The sequence below is a fragment of the Pseudomonas sp. RG1 genome, from assembly GCF_025910115.1.
In the GTDB taxonomy this organism is placed as follows: Bacteria; Pseudomonadota; Gammaproteobacteria; order Pseudomonadales; family Pseudomonadaceae; genus Aquipseudomonas; species Aquipseudomonas atacamensis.
Genome location: NZ_JAPCIK010000015.1, coordinates 1 through 16116 on the forward strand (window position 1 = coordinate 1; position 16116 = coordinate 16116).

Below are 16116 nucleotides of genomic sequence, written 5' to 3' on the forward strand. Positions count from 1 at the left end.
ATCTGCCCGGTGCCCCAAAAGATCGTCAACTTGTCACTAAACGCCATGTTCCCCCACGGACCGGCCTGGCACTTCATGCCATGAAGCGGAAAGTTGCCCAGCGCGGCGGCGATGTTAATGCCCCAGACGTCGGGGTCCGTCGACACCGGGTTCTTGCTGCGGCCAGGAATGACGAGTTCTGCGAGCAGCAGGGGGCTGTTGGGGCTGGACATGGCATCGACTCCGACGGAAAGGTGACGGAGTGAGTTAACGCGCGTTGGCGGGATTGTGCACCTGTCAGAGTTGACAGGTGCGCCGTGGTATCCGATGAGCGGTCGTCGTCGCGAACCGGCCCGCTCCACGTTTGGAATGCGGTCAAACTGTGGGAGCGAGCCTGCTCGCGAAGGGGCCAGAATGGACAGCCAACAGCTCAGCTTTCCTGCCTCACTGCGGCAATTCCAGATTATCCAGCACCCGATTCACCGCCAATTCCCCGAGCATGATTAACTGCGCAATCCCCATGAGCGTGCGGCGTTGCGATGGCTTGACAAGTCCGGCGAATTCCTGGGCGATGGTTTTGGCGGAGGCGAGGGTTTCGCAGGCGTTAGCCAGCAGGTCTTCGTTTTTGGTGTCGGCGGTGACGGCGTACATGGCGCGGGGGCTGTACGGCGGTGGAGTAGAGCCGGGTGGGCAGAGGTAGTGGTCGAGGGCGCGGTCGGCGGCTTGGTGGAGTTTTTTTGAATCGAGGGATTCGTAGGGGGAGGTGGGGTCGGTTTCGGGTGGGTTGGGTGTTGGTTTGATCATGGCGAAGCTCCTTTGAAGTGGAGCCGCTACAACCTGTCGCTAAACAGGAAGGGTGGCGGCTGTACGCGGGTTAGCGAACCGGTCAAAGGCACCCGGCAGACCCGAAGGTCTCCCGCATACAGCCACCATGACGAAATCGCGAACATACAGATCCGCAACGAAGCCTGGAACGCTGATGCACCTTTGACATGAGTTCGAGTCGCTAAACCCGATCGCTGATTCGTCAGCGACCGGACCACGATAGAACCCGACCCCCAGGTGCACAAGCCGGCGGATTCTGGCTTGGCTGTAGGCAATGGCGCAAGGATTTGTAGCCTTGAGACCGTGTCTGCAGGTGTCTTTTAAACAGCTTCGTTTAAATCGAAAAAAAGCGCCGCATTCGATGGCCTCTTCGCGAGCAGGCTCGCTCCCACAGGGGCCGTATTCCAAATGTCCGATTGGGAATGCATTTCAAACTGTGGGAGCGAGCCTGCTCGCGAAGGGGCCAGCCCAATCAGCCGATAATCCCAAGTAAAACCGCTCTATTTCATTCCCCGGCAAAAGTTGGAAAGCTTCTTGCAGTAGCCGCCCTGCGCCCGTTCGGGGCGTCAAAAGTTTGCTTTAAAGGAACGGGGAAAACCGGTGGATCGCACTCAGTTATTCAATACAGCACGCACCAACGTTGCCGATCTCAGTCGAGGCAATCTGGGCGTGCCGTTGTTGCTGCTGGTCATGCTGGCGATGATGATGTTGCCGGTACCGCCGTTCCTGCTCGACGTTTTCTTTACCTTCAACATTGCCCTGTCCATCGTCGTCCTGTTGGTCTGCGTGTATGCGCTGCGGCCGCTGGATTTCGCGGTGTTCCCGACCATTCTGCTGGTGGCGACGCTGCTGCGTCTGGCGTTGAACGTGGCCTCGACGCGGGTGGTGATGCTCCACGGTCAGGACGGCCACGCCGCCGCCGGTAAGGTGATTCAGGCCTTCGGTGAGGTGGTGATCGGCGGTAACTACGTGGTCGGTATCGTGGTCTTCGCAATCCTCATGATCATCAACTTCGTCGTGGTGACCAAGGGTGCCGGGCGGATTTCGGAGGTGAGCGCGCGTTTCACCCTCGATGCGATGCCTGGCAAACAAATGGCGATCGACGCCGACCTCAACGCCGGCCTGATCGACCAGAATCAAGCCAAGTCGCGCCGTCAGGAAGTCGCCCAGGAGGCGGAGTTCTACGGTTCGATGGACGGTGCCAGCAAGTTCGTCCGTGGTGACGCGATCGCCGGCCTGCTGATTCTGTTCATCAACCTTATCGGCGGCATGGCGGTTGGTATCTTCCAGCACGGCATGAGCTTCGGCGATGCGGGCAAGGTTTACGCCTTGCTGACCATCGGTGACGGTTTAGTGGCGCAATTGCCATCACTGTTGTTATCTACAGCAGCGGCGATCATGGTGACCCGTGCTTCCGGCTCGGAAGACATGGGCAAGCAGATCAACCGGCAGATGTTCGCCTCGCCGAAAGCGCTGGCCGTGGCCGCTGGTTTGATGGCGGTGATGGGCCTGGTGCCAGGCATGCCGCACTTCTCCTTCCTGAGCATGGCGGCGCTGGCTGCGGGCGGCGCGTACCTGTTCTGGAAAAAGCAGAACGTCGCCAAGGTCGTGGCGCTGGAAGAGGTCAAGCGTCAGCAGGAACTGCTGCCGTCGCCGGCCCGCGCCATGGAAACCAAGGAGCTGGGCTGGGACGACGTGACGCCGATCGACATGATCGGCCTGGAGGTCGGCTATCGCCTGATTCCGCTGGTGGACCGCAATCAGGGTGGGCAATTGCTCGCGCGGATCAAGGGCGTGCGCAAGAAGCTCTCGCAGGATCTGGGCTTCCTGATGCCGACCGTGCACATCCGCGACAACCTTGATCTGGCGCCGAGCGCGTATCGCTTGACGCTGATGGGCGTGATTCTCGCCGAGGCCGAGATCTACCCGGATCGCGAACTGGCGATCAATCCGGGCCAGGTGTACGGCTCGCTCAACGGGATCAACGCCAAAGATCCGGCTTTCGGCCTGGAGGCGGTGTGGATCGAAATCAGCCAGCGCGCCCAGGCGCAATCGCTCGGCTACACCGTGGTCGACGCCAGCACCGTGGTCGCCACCCACTTGAACCAGATTCTGTACAAGCACTCCAGTGAGCTGATCGGCCACGAGGAAGTGCAGCAACTCATGCAATTGCTGGCCAAGAGCTCGCCGAAACTGGCAGAAGAGCTGGTGCCGGGCGTGGTTTCGCTGTCGCAGTTGCTCAAAGTTCTGCAAGCGCTGCTCGCCGAGCACGTGCCGGTGCGTGACATCCGCAGCATCGCCGAGGCGATCGCGAACAACGCTGCCAAGAGTCAAGATACCGCCGCGCTGGTCGCCGCCGTGCGGGTCGGCGTATCCCGTGCAATCGTCCAAAGCATTGTAGGCACTGAGTCCGAGCTGCCTGTAATCACATTGGAACCAAGGTTGGAACAGATATTGCTCAATAGTCTGCAGAAGGCAGGACAAGGCTCGGAAGAGGGCGTTCTGCTGGAGCCGAGCATGGCCGAGAAGCTGCAACGTTCGTTGATCGAAGCGGCCCAGCGTCAGGAAATGCAAGGCCAACCGGTGATCCTGCTGGTAGCAGGCCCGATTCGCGCGATGCTCTCGCGCTTCGGCCGCCTCGCAGTGCCAGGGCTGCATGTACTGGCCTACCAGGAAGTACCGGACAACAAGCAAGTGACCATCGTTGCGACAGTAGGGCCCAACGGCTGAGGTAGTGGTTTATGCAAGTTAAGCGTTTTTTCGCCGCCGATATGCGTCAGGCCATGAAGCTGGTTCGCGATGAGCTGGGCGCTGATGCCGCCATCATCGGCAACCGCCGCATTGCCGGCGGCGTCGAGTTGACGGCGGCTCTGGATTACAAACTGTCGGCGCTGGCGCCACGGGTTCCGAACATGGAACTCGAAGACGAGCTGCGCAAGACCCAGTCGCGCATCGTCACCGCCCAGGCCGAGCTGAGCCTGCGTGGCGAAGCCGACGGCAACACCAATCAGCAGTTGTTCGCCGGGCTGCCGTTGACCGCAGGCCTGCCGCTGACTGCTGCCGAGCCGCTGAGCGAGCCGACCTACGCCGCACCGACGCGCCCGGCCGCAGCGCCTGCGCAGGCCTCGGCGGGTGTCGATCCACGTGCGCTGGATTCGATGCGTTTTGAATTGAACAGCCTGCGCGAGCTGATGGAAGTGCAGCTCGGCACCCTGGCCTGGAATCAGCTGCAAGGCAGCCGCCCGGCCCAGGCCAATCTGTATCGTCGTCTGCAGCGCATCGGCCTGTCCGGCCCGCTGTCGCGCGATCTGCTGGCGATGATCACCGACATCGAAGAACCCCGTCAGGCCTGGCGCATGCTGCTGGCCCACCTGGCGCGGATGATTGCCGTACCGGAAGTCGAGCCGCTGGAAGAGGGCGGTGTGATTGCCATGGTCGGCCCCGCCGGCATGGGCAAGACCACCACGCTGGCCAAGCTCGCCGCGCGTTACGTGCTCAAGTACGGCGCGCAGAACGTTGCACTGGTGAGCATGGACAGCTTCCGCATCGGCGCGCAGGAACAACTGAAAACCCTCGGGCGCATCCTCAACGTGCCGGTAACGCACGTCGATCCGGGTCAGTCGCTGGTGCAGGCATTGGATCCACTGCTACGCAAACGCGTGGTTTTGATCGATACTGCCGGCCTGCAAGCCAGTGATCCGGCGTTGCGCATGCAGCTCGAGAGCCTGGCCGGGCGTGGCATTCGCTCAAAAAATTATCTGGTCCTGGCAACCACCAGCCAGAAACAGGTTCTAACCGCCGCTTATCACAGTTACAAGCGTTGCGGGCTGGCCGGCTGCATCCTGACTAAACTGGATGAAACGGCCAGTCTCGGCGAAGTGTTGAGCCTGGCGATCAGTCATGAATTGCCGGTCGCGTACCTGACCGATGGCCCACGGATTCCGGATGATTTGCATCTGCCGCGCCGTCATCAACTGGTCAGCCGCGCCGTCAGCGTGCAAATGCAGGAAGAACCCAGCGAAGAAGCCATGGCTGACATGTTCGCTGATATCTATCACAGCCCGACCAAGCAGGTTGGCTGAGGTAATCATGAACAGTTTTTGTACCTACATCGATGGTCTGCCACGCATTGTTCCGATCAGGAACGCGCAGCCAGTAATGTGGCCTCCGTCTATGCAAGACAAGGTAAAGAAATAACATGGGCAGCATGCATCCCGTACAGGTGATCGCGGTGACCGGCGGCAAAGGTGGCGTCGGCAAGACTAACGTGTCAGTGAACTTGTCGCTGGCGCTGGCAGAGCTTGGCCGTCGGGTCATGCTGCTGGACGCCGACCTGGGCCTGGCGAACGTCGACGTTCTGCTGGGGCTGACACCCAAGCGCACACTGGCCGACGTTATCGAAGGCCGTTGCGAACTGCGCGACGTGCTGTTGCAAGGCCCGGGCGGGATTCGCATCGTGCCGGCGGCCTCCGGCACGCAGAGCATGGTGCACCTGAGCCCGGCGCAACACGCCGGCCTGATCCAGGCGTTCAGCGACATCGGCGACAATCTCGACGTGCTAGTGATCGACACCGCTGCGGGTATTGGTGACTCGGTAGTCAGTTTCGTTCGTGCCGCCCAGGAAGTGTTGCTGGTGGTCTGCGACGAGCCGACTTCGATCACCGACGCTTACGCGCTGATCAAGTTGCTCAACCGCGACTACGGCATGAACCGCTTCCGCGTGCTGGCCAACATGGCGCAGAGCCCGCAGGAAGGGCGCAACCTGTTCGCCAAGTTGACCAAGGTCACGGATCGCTTCCTCGACGTCGCCCTACAATACGTCGGCGCCGTGCCGTACGACGAAAGCGTGCGCAAGGCAGTGCAGAAGCAGCGCGCCGTCTACGAAGCCTTTCCCCGTTCCAAGTGCGCGCTGGCCTTCAAGGCCATCGCCCAGAAGGTCGACACCTGGCCGCTGCCGGCCAACCCGCGCGGGCATCTGGAATTTTTCGTCGAGCGTCTCGTGCAGCAAACCGCAGGGCCTGTGATATGACCGCCAGTGGCATGAATCTTTACAAAAAGTCGGCGCGTGACGCGCAATACGAATTGATCGAGCGTTACGCGCCACTGGTCAAGCGCATTGCCTATCACTTGCTGGCGCGCCTGCCGGCCAGCGTGCAGGTCGAAGACCTGATCCAGGCCGGGATGATCGGTTTGCTCGAAGTCTCGACCAAATACGACGCCAGCAAAGGCGCCAGTTTCGAAACGTACGCGGGCATTCGAATCCGCGGCGCGATGCTCGATGAAGTGCGCAAAGGGGATTGGGCGCCACGCTCGGTTCACCGTAATACCAGGATGGTCAGCGACGCGATTCGCTCGATTGAAGCTAAAACCGGCCGTGACGCTAAAGATCACGAGGTTGCGGCCGAACTCCAATTGAGTCTCGACGATTACTACGGGATTCTGAATGACACCTTGGGCAGTCGCCTGTTCAGTTTCGACGACCTGTTGCAGGACGGCGAACACGAAGGGCTGCACGAGGATGGCGCGAGTGCTCATATGGAGCCGTCACGCGATCTGGAAGATGAACGCTTCCAGGCGGCGCTGGCGGACGCGATTGCCAATTTGCCGGAGCGTGAGCGACTGGTGTTGGCGCTGTACTACGACGAAGAGCTGAACCTCAAGGAGATCGGTGAAGTCCTTGGCGTCAGTGAATCGCGGGTCAGCCAGTTACACAGCCAGTGCGCGGCCCGTCTGCGGGGGCGTTTGGGGGAGTGGCGAGCGCGCTGAAGGCAGTGTGGGGACACTGCGAAACGAGGCTGGTGCGGTGATGAACGGCGCCGGTCTCGATCCGTTGTGCTCCAGACAAACTTCGAGTGCTATGCCGATTGATTGAAGTGGCGCGTCCAGGTGCTGGGCGCGTTTAAGACTGCTTGGAGGTCGAATTGAACAAAGACATGAAAATCCTCATCGTTGATGACTTCTCAACGATGCGGCGGATCATCAAGAACCTGCTGCGCGATCTTGGGTTCACCAACACCGTCGAGGCCGACGATGGCACCACTGCCATTCCGGTGCTCAACAGCGGCAGCATCGACTTTCTGGTAACGGACTGGAACATGCCGGGCATGACCGGTATCGACCTGCTGCGTCACGTGCGCGCCGATGAAAAACTCAAGCACCTCCCGGTGTTGATGGTGACTGCTGAAGCCAAGCGCGAGCAGATCATCGAGGCCGCTCAGGCCGGTGTGAACGGTTACGTGGTCAAACCTTTCACGGCTCAAGCGTTGAAAGACAAAATCGAGAAGATTTTCGAACGCATCGGCTGATGAATGCGCGGGGGAGCTATGGAGCATAACGAATCATCACAGGGCGATTTCGAATCGACCCTGAAAAAACACGCGGTCGAACTGGTCGAGAGCCTTGAAAAAGGCAAGTTCGGCGACGCGGTGCAACTGATCCATGAGCTCAATCAGACCCGTGACCGCGGCCTGTATCAGGAAGTGGGCAAGCTCACACGTGAACTGCACAGTGCGATCGTCAATTTCCAGATCGATCCGCACATGCCGCAGGCCGAGGAAGTGTCGCAAATCACCGACGCCACCGAACGCCTGGGCTATGTGGTCAAGCTGACGGAAGCCGCGGCCAACCGCACCATGGATCTGGTGGAAAGCGCCACGCCGGTGGTCAACAGTCTCGCTGATGAAGCGCAGACGTTGAGCGCCGATTGGGGCCGCTTCATGCGTCGCGAGGTCGGGGCTGAAGAGTTCCGCGAACTGGCGCGCCGGGTCGACGGTTTTCTGTCACGCAGCAGCACGGACAACCGTGCGGTGTCGAGCAACCTCAACGACATCCTGCTGGCTCAGGATTACCAGGACCTCACAGGTCAAGTGATCAAGCGTGTGACCCAACTGGTCACCGAAGTCGAAAGCAATCTGCTCAAACTCGTGCTCATGGCCAGTCAGGTCGACCGCTTTGCGGGCATCGAACATGACCGCGCCGCAATGCTTGCTGAAAAAGATCCACAAAAACATCTCTCGCAGGGTGAAGGTCCGCAGATTCATGCCGATAAACGAGAAGACGTTGTGTCCGGTCAGGACGATGTGGACGATTTGTTATCCAGCCTTGGATTCTAGAGTTTCGGAATTCGGGTTTTTTGGGTTTTTAGACCTGTAGGAGCACCCCATTAATGAGCTTCGGCGCCGATGAAGAGATCCTTCAGGATTTCCTGGTTGAGGCCGGCGAGATTCTTGAGCAACTGTCCGAACAACTGGTCGAGCTGGAAAGCCGTCCGGATGATGCAGATCTGCTCAATGCAATTTTTCGCGGTTTCCACACTGTAAAAGGGGGCGCCGGCTTCCTTCAGCTCAATGAGCTGGTGGAGTGCTGTCACATCGCCGAAAACGTGTTCGACATCCTGCGCAAGGGTGAGCGTCGCGTTGATGCAGAACTGATGGACGTGGTGCTCGAAGCACTGGACGCGGTGAACAGCATGTTCAGCGAAGTCCGTGAACGTGCACCGATCACCGCTGCGACGCCGGAACTGCTGGCCGCGCTGGCGCGTCTGGCCGAGCCGCAATCGGCGGATGAAGCCCCGGCTTCGCCGGTTGCCGAGATGATCGAAGAACTGGTCGTTGAAAGCGACTCCTCGGACGACATCACCGATAACGAATTCGAACAACTGCTGGACTCGCTGAATGCCGTCAAGGCCCAGGCCGAGGCCCCGGCCGCTGTCGCTGCTCCCGCGCAGGTTGCCGACACGGCGGCCAGCGATGAAATCACCGACGCCGAGTTTGAATCGCTGCTCGACCAACTGCATGGCAAAGGCCAGTTTGCTGTCGATGCGGTCGCTCCGGCGGCACCAGCAGCGCCGGCCGCACCTGCTGCGGGCGACAGCTCGGACATCACCGACGACGAATTCGAAGCCTTGCTCGATCAGTTGCACGGCAAGGGCAACTTCGCCGTTGACGCGCTGGAATCGGCCATCGCTTCGGCGCCGGCAGCACCTGCTGCACCGGCAGCCGCTGCGGCCGGCAGCGACCTGATCAGCGATCACGAATTCGAATCGCTGCTCGACGAACTGCACGGCAAAGGCAAGTTTGACGCCAGCGCTGCGACTGCCGGCTCTGCGTCGAGCGTCGCCACGCCAACGGCGAAAGCTCCGGCTGCCGCTGCTGTGCCGAAACCTGCCGCCAAGCCTGAACCGAAAGCCGAGGCGCCGAAACCGGCCGCCGCTGCTGCACCGGCTCCGGCCCGTGCGCCAGCCGCTGCACCGGCAGAAAAACCGGCCAGCGAAGCGGAAACCACCGTGCGCGTCGATACCGCGCGGCTCGACGAGATCATGAACATGGTCGGCGAGCTGGTGCTGGTGCGTAACCGTCTGGTGCGCCTGGGCCTTAACAGCGGCGACGAAGCCATGTCCAAGGCCGTGTCGAACCTCGACGTGGTCACCGCTGACCTGCAGACCGCCGTGATGAAGACGCGGATGCAGCCGATCAAGAAGGTCTTCGGGCGCTTCCCGCGTCTGGTTCGCGACCTCGCACGTCAGCTCAAGAAAGAAATCAACCTGGAACTGGTGGGTGAAGAAACCGACCTCGACAAAAACCTTGTCGAGGCTCTGGCCGACCCGCTGGTCCACTTGGTGCGCAACGCCGTTGACCATGGCATCGAATCGCCGGAAGAACGCGAAGCATCGGGCAAGGCTCGTGGCGGTCGCGTGGTGCTGGCGGCCGAGCAGGAAGGCGACCACATCCTGCTGTCGATCTCCGACGACGGCAAAGGCATGGATCCGAACGTCCTGCGTTCGATCGCGGTGAAACGCGGTGTGATGGACAAGGACGCGGCCGATCGCCTGAGCGATACCGAGTGCTACAACCTGATCTTCGCCCCGGGTTTCTCGACCAAGACCGAGATCTCCGACGTGTCCGGCCGTGGTGTCGGCATGGACGTGGTGAAGACCAAGATTTCCCAGCTCAACGGTTCGATCAACATCTACTCGACCAAGGGCCAGGGCTCGAAGATCGTCATCAAGGTGCCTTTGACCCTGGCGATCATGCCGACGCTGATGGTCATGCTCGGCAATCAGGCGTTCGCGTTCCCGCTGGTCAACGTCAACGAAATCTTCCACCTCGACCTGTCGACCACCAATGTCGTCGACGGTCAGGAAGTGGTGATCGTGCGCGACAAGGCGCTGCCATTGTTCTACCTCAAGCGCTGGCTGGTCAGCTCCGCCGCTCACGAAGAGCAGCGCGAAGGCCATGTGGTTATTCTTTCGGTGGGCACACAGCGGATCGGCTTCGTCGTCGATCAACTGGTCGGCCAGGAAGAAGTGGTCATCAAGCCATTGGGCAAAATGCTCCAGGGAACTCCGGGCATGTCCGGCGCCACCATCACCGGTGACGGCCGCATTGCGCTGATTCTCGATGTTCCAAGCATGCTCAAGCGTTACGCCACAAAGCGTATTTGAATCCGGGGCGGCGGCGCGATGACGCGCCGCTGCACCTAATGGAGTGTTTATGGCAGTCAAAGTCCTGGTGGTGGACGATTCGGGTTTTTTCCGCCGCCGCGTCTCGGAAATTCTTTCGGCGGATCCGAGCATCCAGGTGGTCGGCACGGCCACCAACGGTAAAGAGGCGATCGATCAGGCCATGGCCCTCAAGCCTGACGTGATCACCATGGACTACGAGATGCCGATGATGGACGGCATCACGGCAGTGCGGCACATCATGCAGCGCTGCCCGACCCCGGTGTTGATGTTCTCCTCGCTCACGCATGAAGGTGCACGGGTAACCCTCGATGCGCTGGACGCCGGCGCGGTGGATTTCCTGCCGAAGAATTTCGAAGACATTTCGCGCAATCCCGAGAAGGTCAAGCAACTGCTGTGCGAGAAAGTCCACAGCATCTCGCGCAGCAATCGTCGTTTCAGTGCCTACAGCGCGCCGGCTCCCGCCGCTGCGCCAGCGCCGACGCCTGCTCCGGCAGCGTCGAGCTACGGCAGCCACACGAGCCACAGCAGCCCTGTCCCGGCACGTCCGGCGCCAGCGCCAGCGCCTGCCCGTGCATCCGCTGCCAGCGCTTTGTCGCCGGCCCCGAAACGCAAAGCCTACAAACTGGTTGCCATCGGTACCTCGACCGGCGGCCCGGTCGCGCTGCAACGCGTACTGACGCAGTTGCCGGCGAACTTCCCTGCGCCGATCGTGCTGATCCAGCACATGCCGGCGGCGTTCACCAAAGCGTTTGCCGAACGTCTCGACAAGCTCTGCCGTATCAGCGTCAAGGAAGCCGAGGATGGCGACATCCTGCGTCCGGGCCTGGCGCTGCTGGCGCCGGGTGGCAAGCAGATGATGATCGACGGCCGTGGCGCGGTGAAGATTCTGCCGGGTGACGAACGTCTGAATTACAAGCCGTGCGTGGACATCACTTTCGGTTCGGCGGCGAAATCCTACGGTGACAAAGTTCTGGCAGTGGTGCTGACCGGCATGGGCGCCGACGGCCGCGAAGGCGCGCGTCTGCTCAAGCAGGGCGGCAGTTCGGTGTGGGCGCAGGACGAAGCAAGCTGCGTGATCTACGGCATGCCGATGGCCATCGTCAAAGCCGATCTGGCTGACGCGGTGTACGGTCTGGACGACATCGGCAAGCACATCGTCGAGGCGTGTATCTGATGGATGTTCTCAGCCTTATCGGCCTCATCATGGCGTTCGTCGCCATCATCGGCGGCAACTACCTTGAAGGCGGCCACCTCGGCGCGCTGGCCAACGGCCCGGCGGCGCTGATCGTACTGGGCGGCACGGTCGGTGCCGCGCTGCTGCAATCGCCGATGAGCGCGTTCAAGCGCGCCATGCAGATTCTCGGCTGGATCTTTTTCCCGCCGCGTGTCGACTTGGCCGGCGGCATCGACCGCGTGGTCAATTGGAGCCTGACGGCGCGCAAGGAAGGCTTGCTCGGCCTCGAAGGCGTGGCCGACGCCGAACCTGACAGCTACTCGCGCAAGGGTCTGCAACTGCTGGTCGACGGCGCCGAGCCGGAGGCGATTCGCAGCATTCTCGAAGTGGATTTCTACACTCAGGAATCCCGCGATATCGAAGCGGCCAAAGTGTTCGAAAGCATGGGCGGCTACGCGCCGACCATCGGCATCATCGGTGCGGTGATGGGCCTGATTCACGTGATGGGCAACCTCGCTGATCCGTCGCAGCTGGGTAACGGCATTGCCGTGGCGTTCGTCGCGACCATCTATGGCGTGGCCAGTGCCAACCTGATCCTCTTGCCGGTCGCGGCCAAGCTCAAGTCCATCGCGTTGCGGCAGTCGCGTTATCGCGAAATGTTGCTGGAAGGAATTCTGTCGATCGCCGAAGGTGAAAACCCTCGTTCCATTGAGTTGAAGCTGCAAGGCTTCATGGACTAAGGGAATAACCTCATGGCTCGTCGTCGCCACCAGGAAGAACACGTCAATCACGAGCGCTGGCTCGTGTCCTACGCGGATTTCATCACTTTGCTGTTCGCGTTTTTCGTGGTGATGTACTCGATCTCGTCGATCAACGAAGGCAAGTACAAAGTCATTTCCGAAGCGCTGATCGGCGTGTTTACCGACTCCGATCGCTCGCTCAAACCGATTCCGATCGGCGACGAACGACCGAAAACCGTGACCCCGGCCAAGCCGCTGGTCAAGGATGCCGAGCAGGTCGACGCCGGTATATCCGGGGCCAGCGATCCGCTGAAAAGCATCGCCGATGACATCAGCGCCGCCTTCGGTGACTTGATCAGCTCCAACCAGATGACCGTTCGCGGCAACGAGTTGTGGGTCGAGATCGAGCTCAATTCCAGCCTGTTGTTTGGCAGCGGCGACGCCATGCCGAGCGACATCGCGTTCAACATCATCGACAAGGTCGCGGCGATCCTGAAGCCGTTCGACAACCCGATCCACGTCGAAGGCTTCACCGACGATCAACCGATCCGCACCGCGCAGTACCCGACCAACTGGGAACTGTCCTCGGCGCGCTCGGCGAGCATCGTGCGCATGCTCGCCATGCAGGGCGTGAACCCTGGGCGACTGGCGTCGGTGGGCTACGGCGAATTCCAGCCAGTGGCCAACAACGCCACGGTCGAAGGCCGGGCGAAGAACCGTCGCGTGGTGCTGGTGGTGTCGCGCAATCTCGATGTGCGCCGCAGCCTCACCGGCACCGGAACCGCCAATGCGCAACCGGATGCGGCGTTGAAGCGCGCTGGCACACAAACTGCACCGACCCCGGTCAAGACGCCGGGACGCGAGAGTGCCGTCAATTCTCCGTCGCCCGCATTAACACGCTGAAGCATGTCTCGGTCAATCAACCTGGCCGGGAGGAACGAACTGAATGAGAGTCTGGGCAGTCGCCAATCAAAAGGGTGGTGTCGGTAAAACCACATCCTCCATCGCTTTAGCCGGATTGCTGGCCGAGGCGGGCAAGCGCGTGGTTGTGGTCGATCTCGACCCGCACGGCTCGATGACCAGCTATTTCGGCTACGACCCCGACAGCCTGGAACACAGCAACTACGACCTGTTTCTGCACAAGGGCAGCGTGCCGCAAGGCCTGCCGGGGCAGTTGCTGTTGTCGACCAGCGACGAGCGCATTTCCCTGCTGCCATCGAGCACTGCACTGGCCACCCTTGAGCGGCAGTCGCCGGGGCAGAGTGGCCTGGGTCTGGTGATCGCCAAGAGTCTGGCGCAATTGTGGCAGGACTTCGATTACGCAATTATCGACAGCCCGCCGCTACTCGGTGTGCTGATGGTCAACGCTCTCGCAGCGAGCCAGCAACTGGTGATCCCGGTACAGACCGAGCACCTCGCCGTGAAAGGTCTGGAGCGCATGGTCAACACCCTGGCGATGATCAATCGTTCGCGCAAACAGCCGTTGCCGTTCAGCATCGTGCCGACGTTGTTCGACCGCCGCACGCAGGCGTCGATGGGCACCTTGCGCGTGCTGCGTGACAAATTCCCCGAAGACATCTGGCACGGCTACATCCCGGTCGATACCCGTCTGCGCGACGCCAGCCGGGCGGGCGTCACGCCCTCGCAATTCGACGGCAAGAGCCGTGGCGTGCTGGCCTACCGCGCGCTGCTCAAGCACCTGCTCGCGCAGCAACTTGTTCCGCAGGTGGCCTGAGATGATTTCGATCTGTTTGCCCGCACCCTGTGGGAGCGAGCCTGCTCGCGAAGCAGACAACGCGGTTTCCCTGTCAGGCGCTGATCACCGATGAACCGCCCAGTGAAACTCACGTCACGTCCGCAACAGGCCTTGCAGTCCTATCTGGAAGACCTGCTGCTCGACTTGCCCGAGGACTTGCCTGCGCCGGTCGAAGTACTGCCGCCAGTCGTCGAACAGGCGCAGCCTGAAGTGGTGGAAAGCACCGAGGCCATGGACGAGTTCCAGGCCGCGGTGCTGGAAGAGCAGGCCCGTGACGCGCAGAAATCCGTCGCTCCGATTGCCGCGCCTGCTGCTGCCCCCGTGGCCAAAGCACCGGTGGTGCTGATCGACGAACCGCGCGCGCCACTGTCGACACTGGCGCCGCTGCTGCAAACACAATTATTGACCGTGCCGGAACCCGAACCGGAGCCAGAACCCGCGCCGCAGATTGCTGAGCCGCAGGTGCTGGTCCCGCCGCTGGTGGAAGTGCACCTGCCGCCGAACAACCCGCCGCCACCGGTCGAGCCCGATGGCCGTCCGGCCTGGGCTGCCGAAGCCTTCGAATGCTTGCTGTTCGATGTTGCCGGGCTGACCCTGGCGGTGCCGCTGGTGTGCCTTGGCTCGATCTATTCGCTGGCCGGCCACGAGCTGACGCCGCTGTTTGGTCAGCCGGAGTGGTTCCTCGGGATTCTGCCGAGCCAGGCCGGCAATCTGAAAGTCTTGGACACCGCGCGTTGGGTCATGCCGGATCGTTACCGCGATGACTTCCGGCAGGGCCTGCAATACGTGATTTCGGTACAAGGTTACGAGTGGGGGCTGGCAGTGCATCAGGTCAGCCGCTCGTTGCGCCTGGACCCGAATGAAATCAAATGGAGAAGTCACCGGGGTCAGCGGCCATGGCTCGCCGGCACCGTGATCGAGCACATGTGTGCATTGCTTGACGTATCCGCACTGGCCGAGTTGATCGCCAGCGGCGGGGCAAAGCACTTGAGTGGCAACAAGCCGCTACATAAACCGACATAGCAGCCGACATAACAATCAGGCGATGGCATTTTCCAGTGCCACCACACAGAACACACACCGCCCGGGGCGGTTTTTTCGAGGGGTCAGGGTATGAGTAGTCAGGCGTCGAATGCAAAAGGTTCTGAAGATCCGATCCTGCAATGGGTGACCTTCAAACTGGATAACGAAACCTACGGCATCAACGTGATGCGCGTGCAGGAAGTGCTGCGCTACACCGAGATCGCGCCGGTACCGGGTGCACCGAGCTACGTGCTGGGCATCATCAACCTGCGCGGCAACGTGGTCACCGTGATCGACACCCGTCAGCGCTTCGGCCTGCACAGCGGCGAGATCAGCGACAACACCCGTATCGTCATCATCGAAGCCGACAAGCAAGTCGTCGGCATCATGGTCGACAGCGTCGCCGAAGTGGTTTACCTGCGTCAGTCGGAAATCGAAACCGCACCGAACGTCGGTAACGAAGAGTCGGCCAAGTTCATCCAGGGCGTGTGCAACAAGAACAACGAACTGCTGATTCTGGTCGAGCTGGACAAGATGATGAGCGAAGAAGAATGGTCGGAACTGGAGAGCATCTGATTTGATTCTCGAGGTTGCGGTAATTGTTCTGTTCCTGTTCTGGGCCGGCACGCTGGCGATGTTCGTCTCGTACATCAAGGCGCAGCGGGTGATCGCTGCGCAGCAGGCCCAGGGTGATGCGCTGCGTGATCAGCGCATCAAGGAACTGGCCAAACGCGTCGACGATTACCAGAACGGCAACGTGCGCATGGGCGAAGCCCTGCACGAGTTGCGCGCAGTGGTGAGTCCGTTGCCGGACAAGATCGTTGCACTGGAACAACGCGACCCGTCGAGCCTGTCATTCGCCCAGGCGGCGAAACTGGTAGGCATGGGCGCCAGCGTCGATGAACTGACTCAGTCGTGCGGGTTGACCCAGGCTGAAGCGGAGTTGATGCGCAAGTTGCACAAGGGCAGCTAGAAGCTTCAAGCTTCAAGCTTCAAGCTTCAAGCTTCAAGCGGCAAGCTAGATCAAAAGATCGTTCCCACGCTCTGCGTGGGAACGCATCCTGGGACGCTCCGCGTTCCGCCTGTGAAATGTGACGCGGAGCGTCACGGGCGGCATTCCCACGCGGAGCGTGGGAACGATCAAATCAAAAGCGCT

Annotated in this window: 16 protein-coding genes; 14 read left to right on the plus strand and 2 right to left on the minus strand. The window is 61.0% G+C overall.

Going from position 1 to position 16116, the window contains the following annotated elements; genetic code table 11:
* Both OK411_RS08955 and OK411_RS08960 read right to left on the minus strand, forming a co-directional pair.
* A partial coding sequence (locus OK411_RS08955; RefSeq protein WP_264364759.1) for a hypothetical protein occupies positions 1-212 on the minus strand: 212 nt, incomplete at its 3' end.
* 211 nt (positions 213-423) lie between these two features.
* A complete protein-coding gene (locus OK411_RS08960) occupies positions 424-783 on the minus strand; it encodes a DUF6124 family protein (RefSeq protein WP_101158650.1) in 360 nt (119 codons plus the stop codon).
* A gap of 621 nt (positions 784-1404) precedes the next feature.
* Here OK411_RS08960 and flhA point away from each other — a divergent pair.
* The 14 genes from flhA (at position 1405) to OK411_RS09030 (ending at position 15933) form a co-directional block, all read left to right on the plus strand.
* Positions 1405-3534: a flagellar biosynthesis protein FlhA gene (flhA, locus tag OK411_RS08965; RefSeq protein WP_016771062.1), complete on the plus strand. Its 2130-nt coding sequence runs from the start codon at positions 1405-1407 to the stop codon at positions 3532-3534.
* Between the two features lie 11 nt (positions 3535-3545).
* Positions 3546-4886: a flagellar biosynthesis protein FlhF gene (gene flhF, locus OK411_RS08970; RefSeq protein ID WP_024012117.1), complete on the plus strand. Its 1341-nt coding sequence runs from the start codon at positions 3546-3548 to the stop codon at positions 4884-4886.
* Positions 4887-5002: 116 nt separating this feature from the next.
* Positions 5003-5833 carry a flagellar synthesis regulator FleN gene (gene fleN / locus OK411_RS08975; RefSeq protein ID WP_016771060.1) on the plus strand — a complete coding sequence of 277 codons (831 nt, stop codon included), beginning with the start codon at positions 5003-5005 and terminating at the stop codon, positions 5831-5833.
* Positions 5830-6570 (plus strand): RNA polymerase sigma factor FliA, encoded by a 741-nt coding sequence (gene fliA / locus OK411_RS08980; RefSeq protein ID WP_016771059.1) that lies wholly within the window; start codon positions 5830-5832, stop codon positions 6568-6570. The genes fleN and fliA overlap by 4 nt, the downstream gene beginning before the upstream one ends.
* 167 nt (positions 6571-6737) lie before the next feature.
* A complete protein-coding gene (locus tag OK411_RS08985) occupies positions 6738-7109 on the plus strand; it encodes a chemotaxis response regulator CheY (RefSeq protein WP_024012118.1) in 372 nt (123 codons plus the stop codon).
* A gap of 18 nt (positions 7110-7127) precedes the next feature.
* Complete coding sequence (locus OK411_RS08990; protein ID WP_016771058.1) at positions 7128-7916, plus strand: protein phosphatase CheZ; 789 nt, start codon at positions 7128-7130, stop codon at positions 7914-7916.
* A 53-nt stretch (positions 7917-7969) separates the two neighbouring features.
* Positions 7970-10246, plus strand: coding sequence for a chemotaxis protein CheA (locus OK411_RS08995; RefSeq protein WP_217879545.1), 2277 nt, complete (start codon positions 7970-7972; stop codon positions 10244-10246).
* A 49-nt stretch (positions 10247-10295) separates the two neighbouring features.
* On the plus strand, positions 10296-11441 hold the full coding sequence (locus OK411_RS09000) for a protein-glutamate methylesterase/protein-glutamine glutaminase (protein ID WP_123442836.1): 1146 nt from the start codon (positions 10296-10298) through the stop codon (positions 11439-11441).
* Entirely contained in the window at positions 11441-12181 is a 741-nt protein-coding gene (locus OK411_RS09005; protein WP_016771055.1) for a flagellar motor protein, read from the plus strand. Before OK411_RS09000 ends, OK411_RS09005 begins: the two co-directional genes overlap by 1 nt.
* Before the next feature lie 12 nt (positions 12182-12193).
* A complete protein-coding gene (motD, locus tag OK411_RS09010; RefSeq protein WP_016771054.1) occupies positions 12194-13084 on the plus strand; it encodes a flagellar motor protein MotD in 891 nt (296 codons plus the stop codon).
* A 43-nt stretch (positions 13085-13127) separates the two neighbouring features.
* The gene (locus OK411_RS09015; protein WP_039763606.1) at positions 13128-13916 is read left to right on the plus strand and encodes a ParA family protein; all 789 of its coding nucleotides are present in this window, start codon (positions 13128-13130) and stop codon (positions 13914-13916) included.
* Positions 13917-14006: 90 nt separating this feature from the next.
* Entirely contained in the window at positions 14007-14960 is a 954-nt protein-coding gene (locus OK411_RS09020; RefSeq protein WP_186565971.1) for a CheW domain-containing protein, read from the plus strand.
* Positions 14961-15050: 90 nt separating this feature from the next.
* Complete coding sequence (locus OK411_RS09025; protein WP_016771050.1) at positions 15051-15536, plus strand: chemotaxis protein CheW; 486 nt, start codon at positions 15051-15053, stop codon at positions 15534-15536.
* Position 15537: 1 nt separating this feature from the next.
* A complete protein-coding gene (locus tag OK411_RS09030) occupies positions 15538-15933 on the plus strand; it encodes a DUF2802 domain-containing protein (RefSeq protein WP_016771049.1) in 396 nt (131 codons plus the stop codon).
* The last annotated feature ends 183 nt before the right edge of the window (positions 15934-16116 follow it).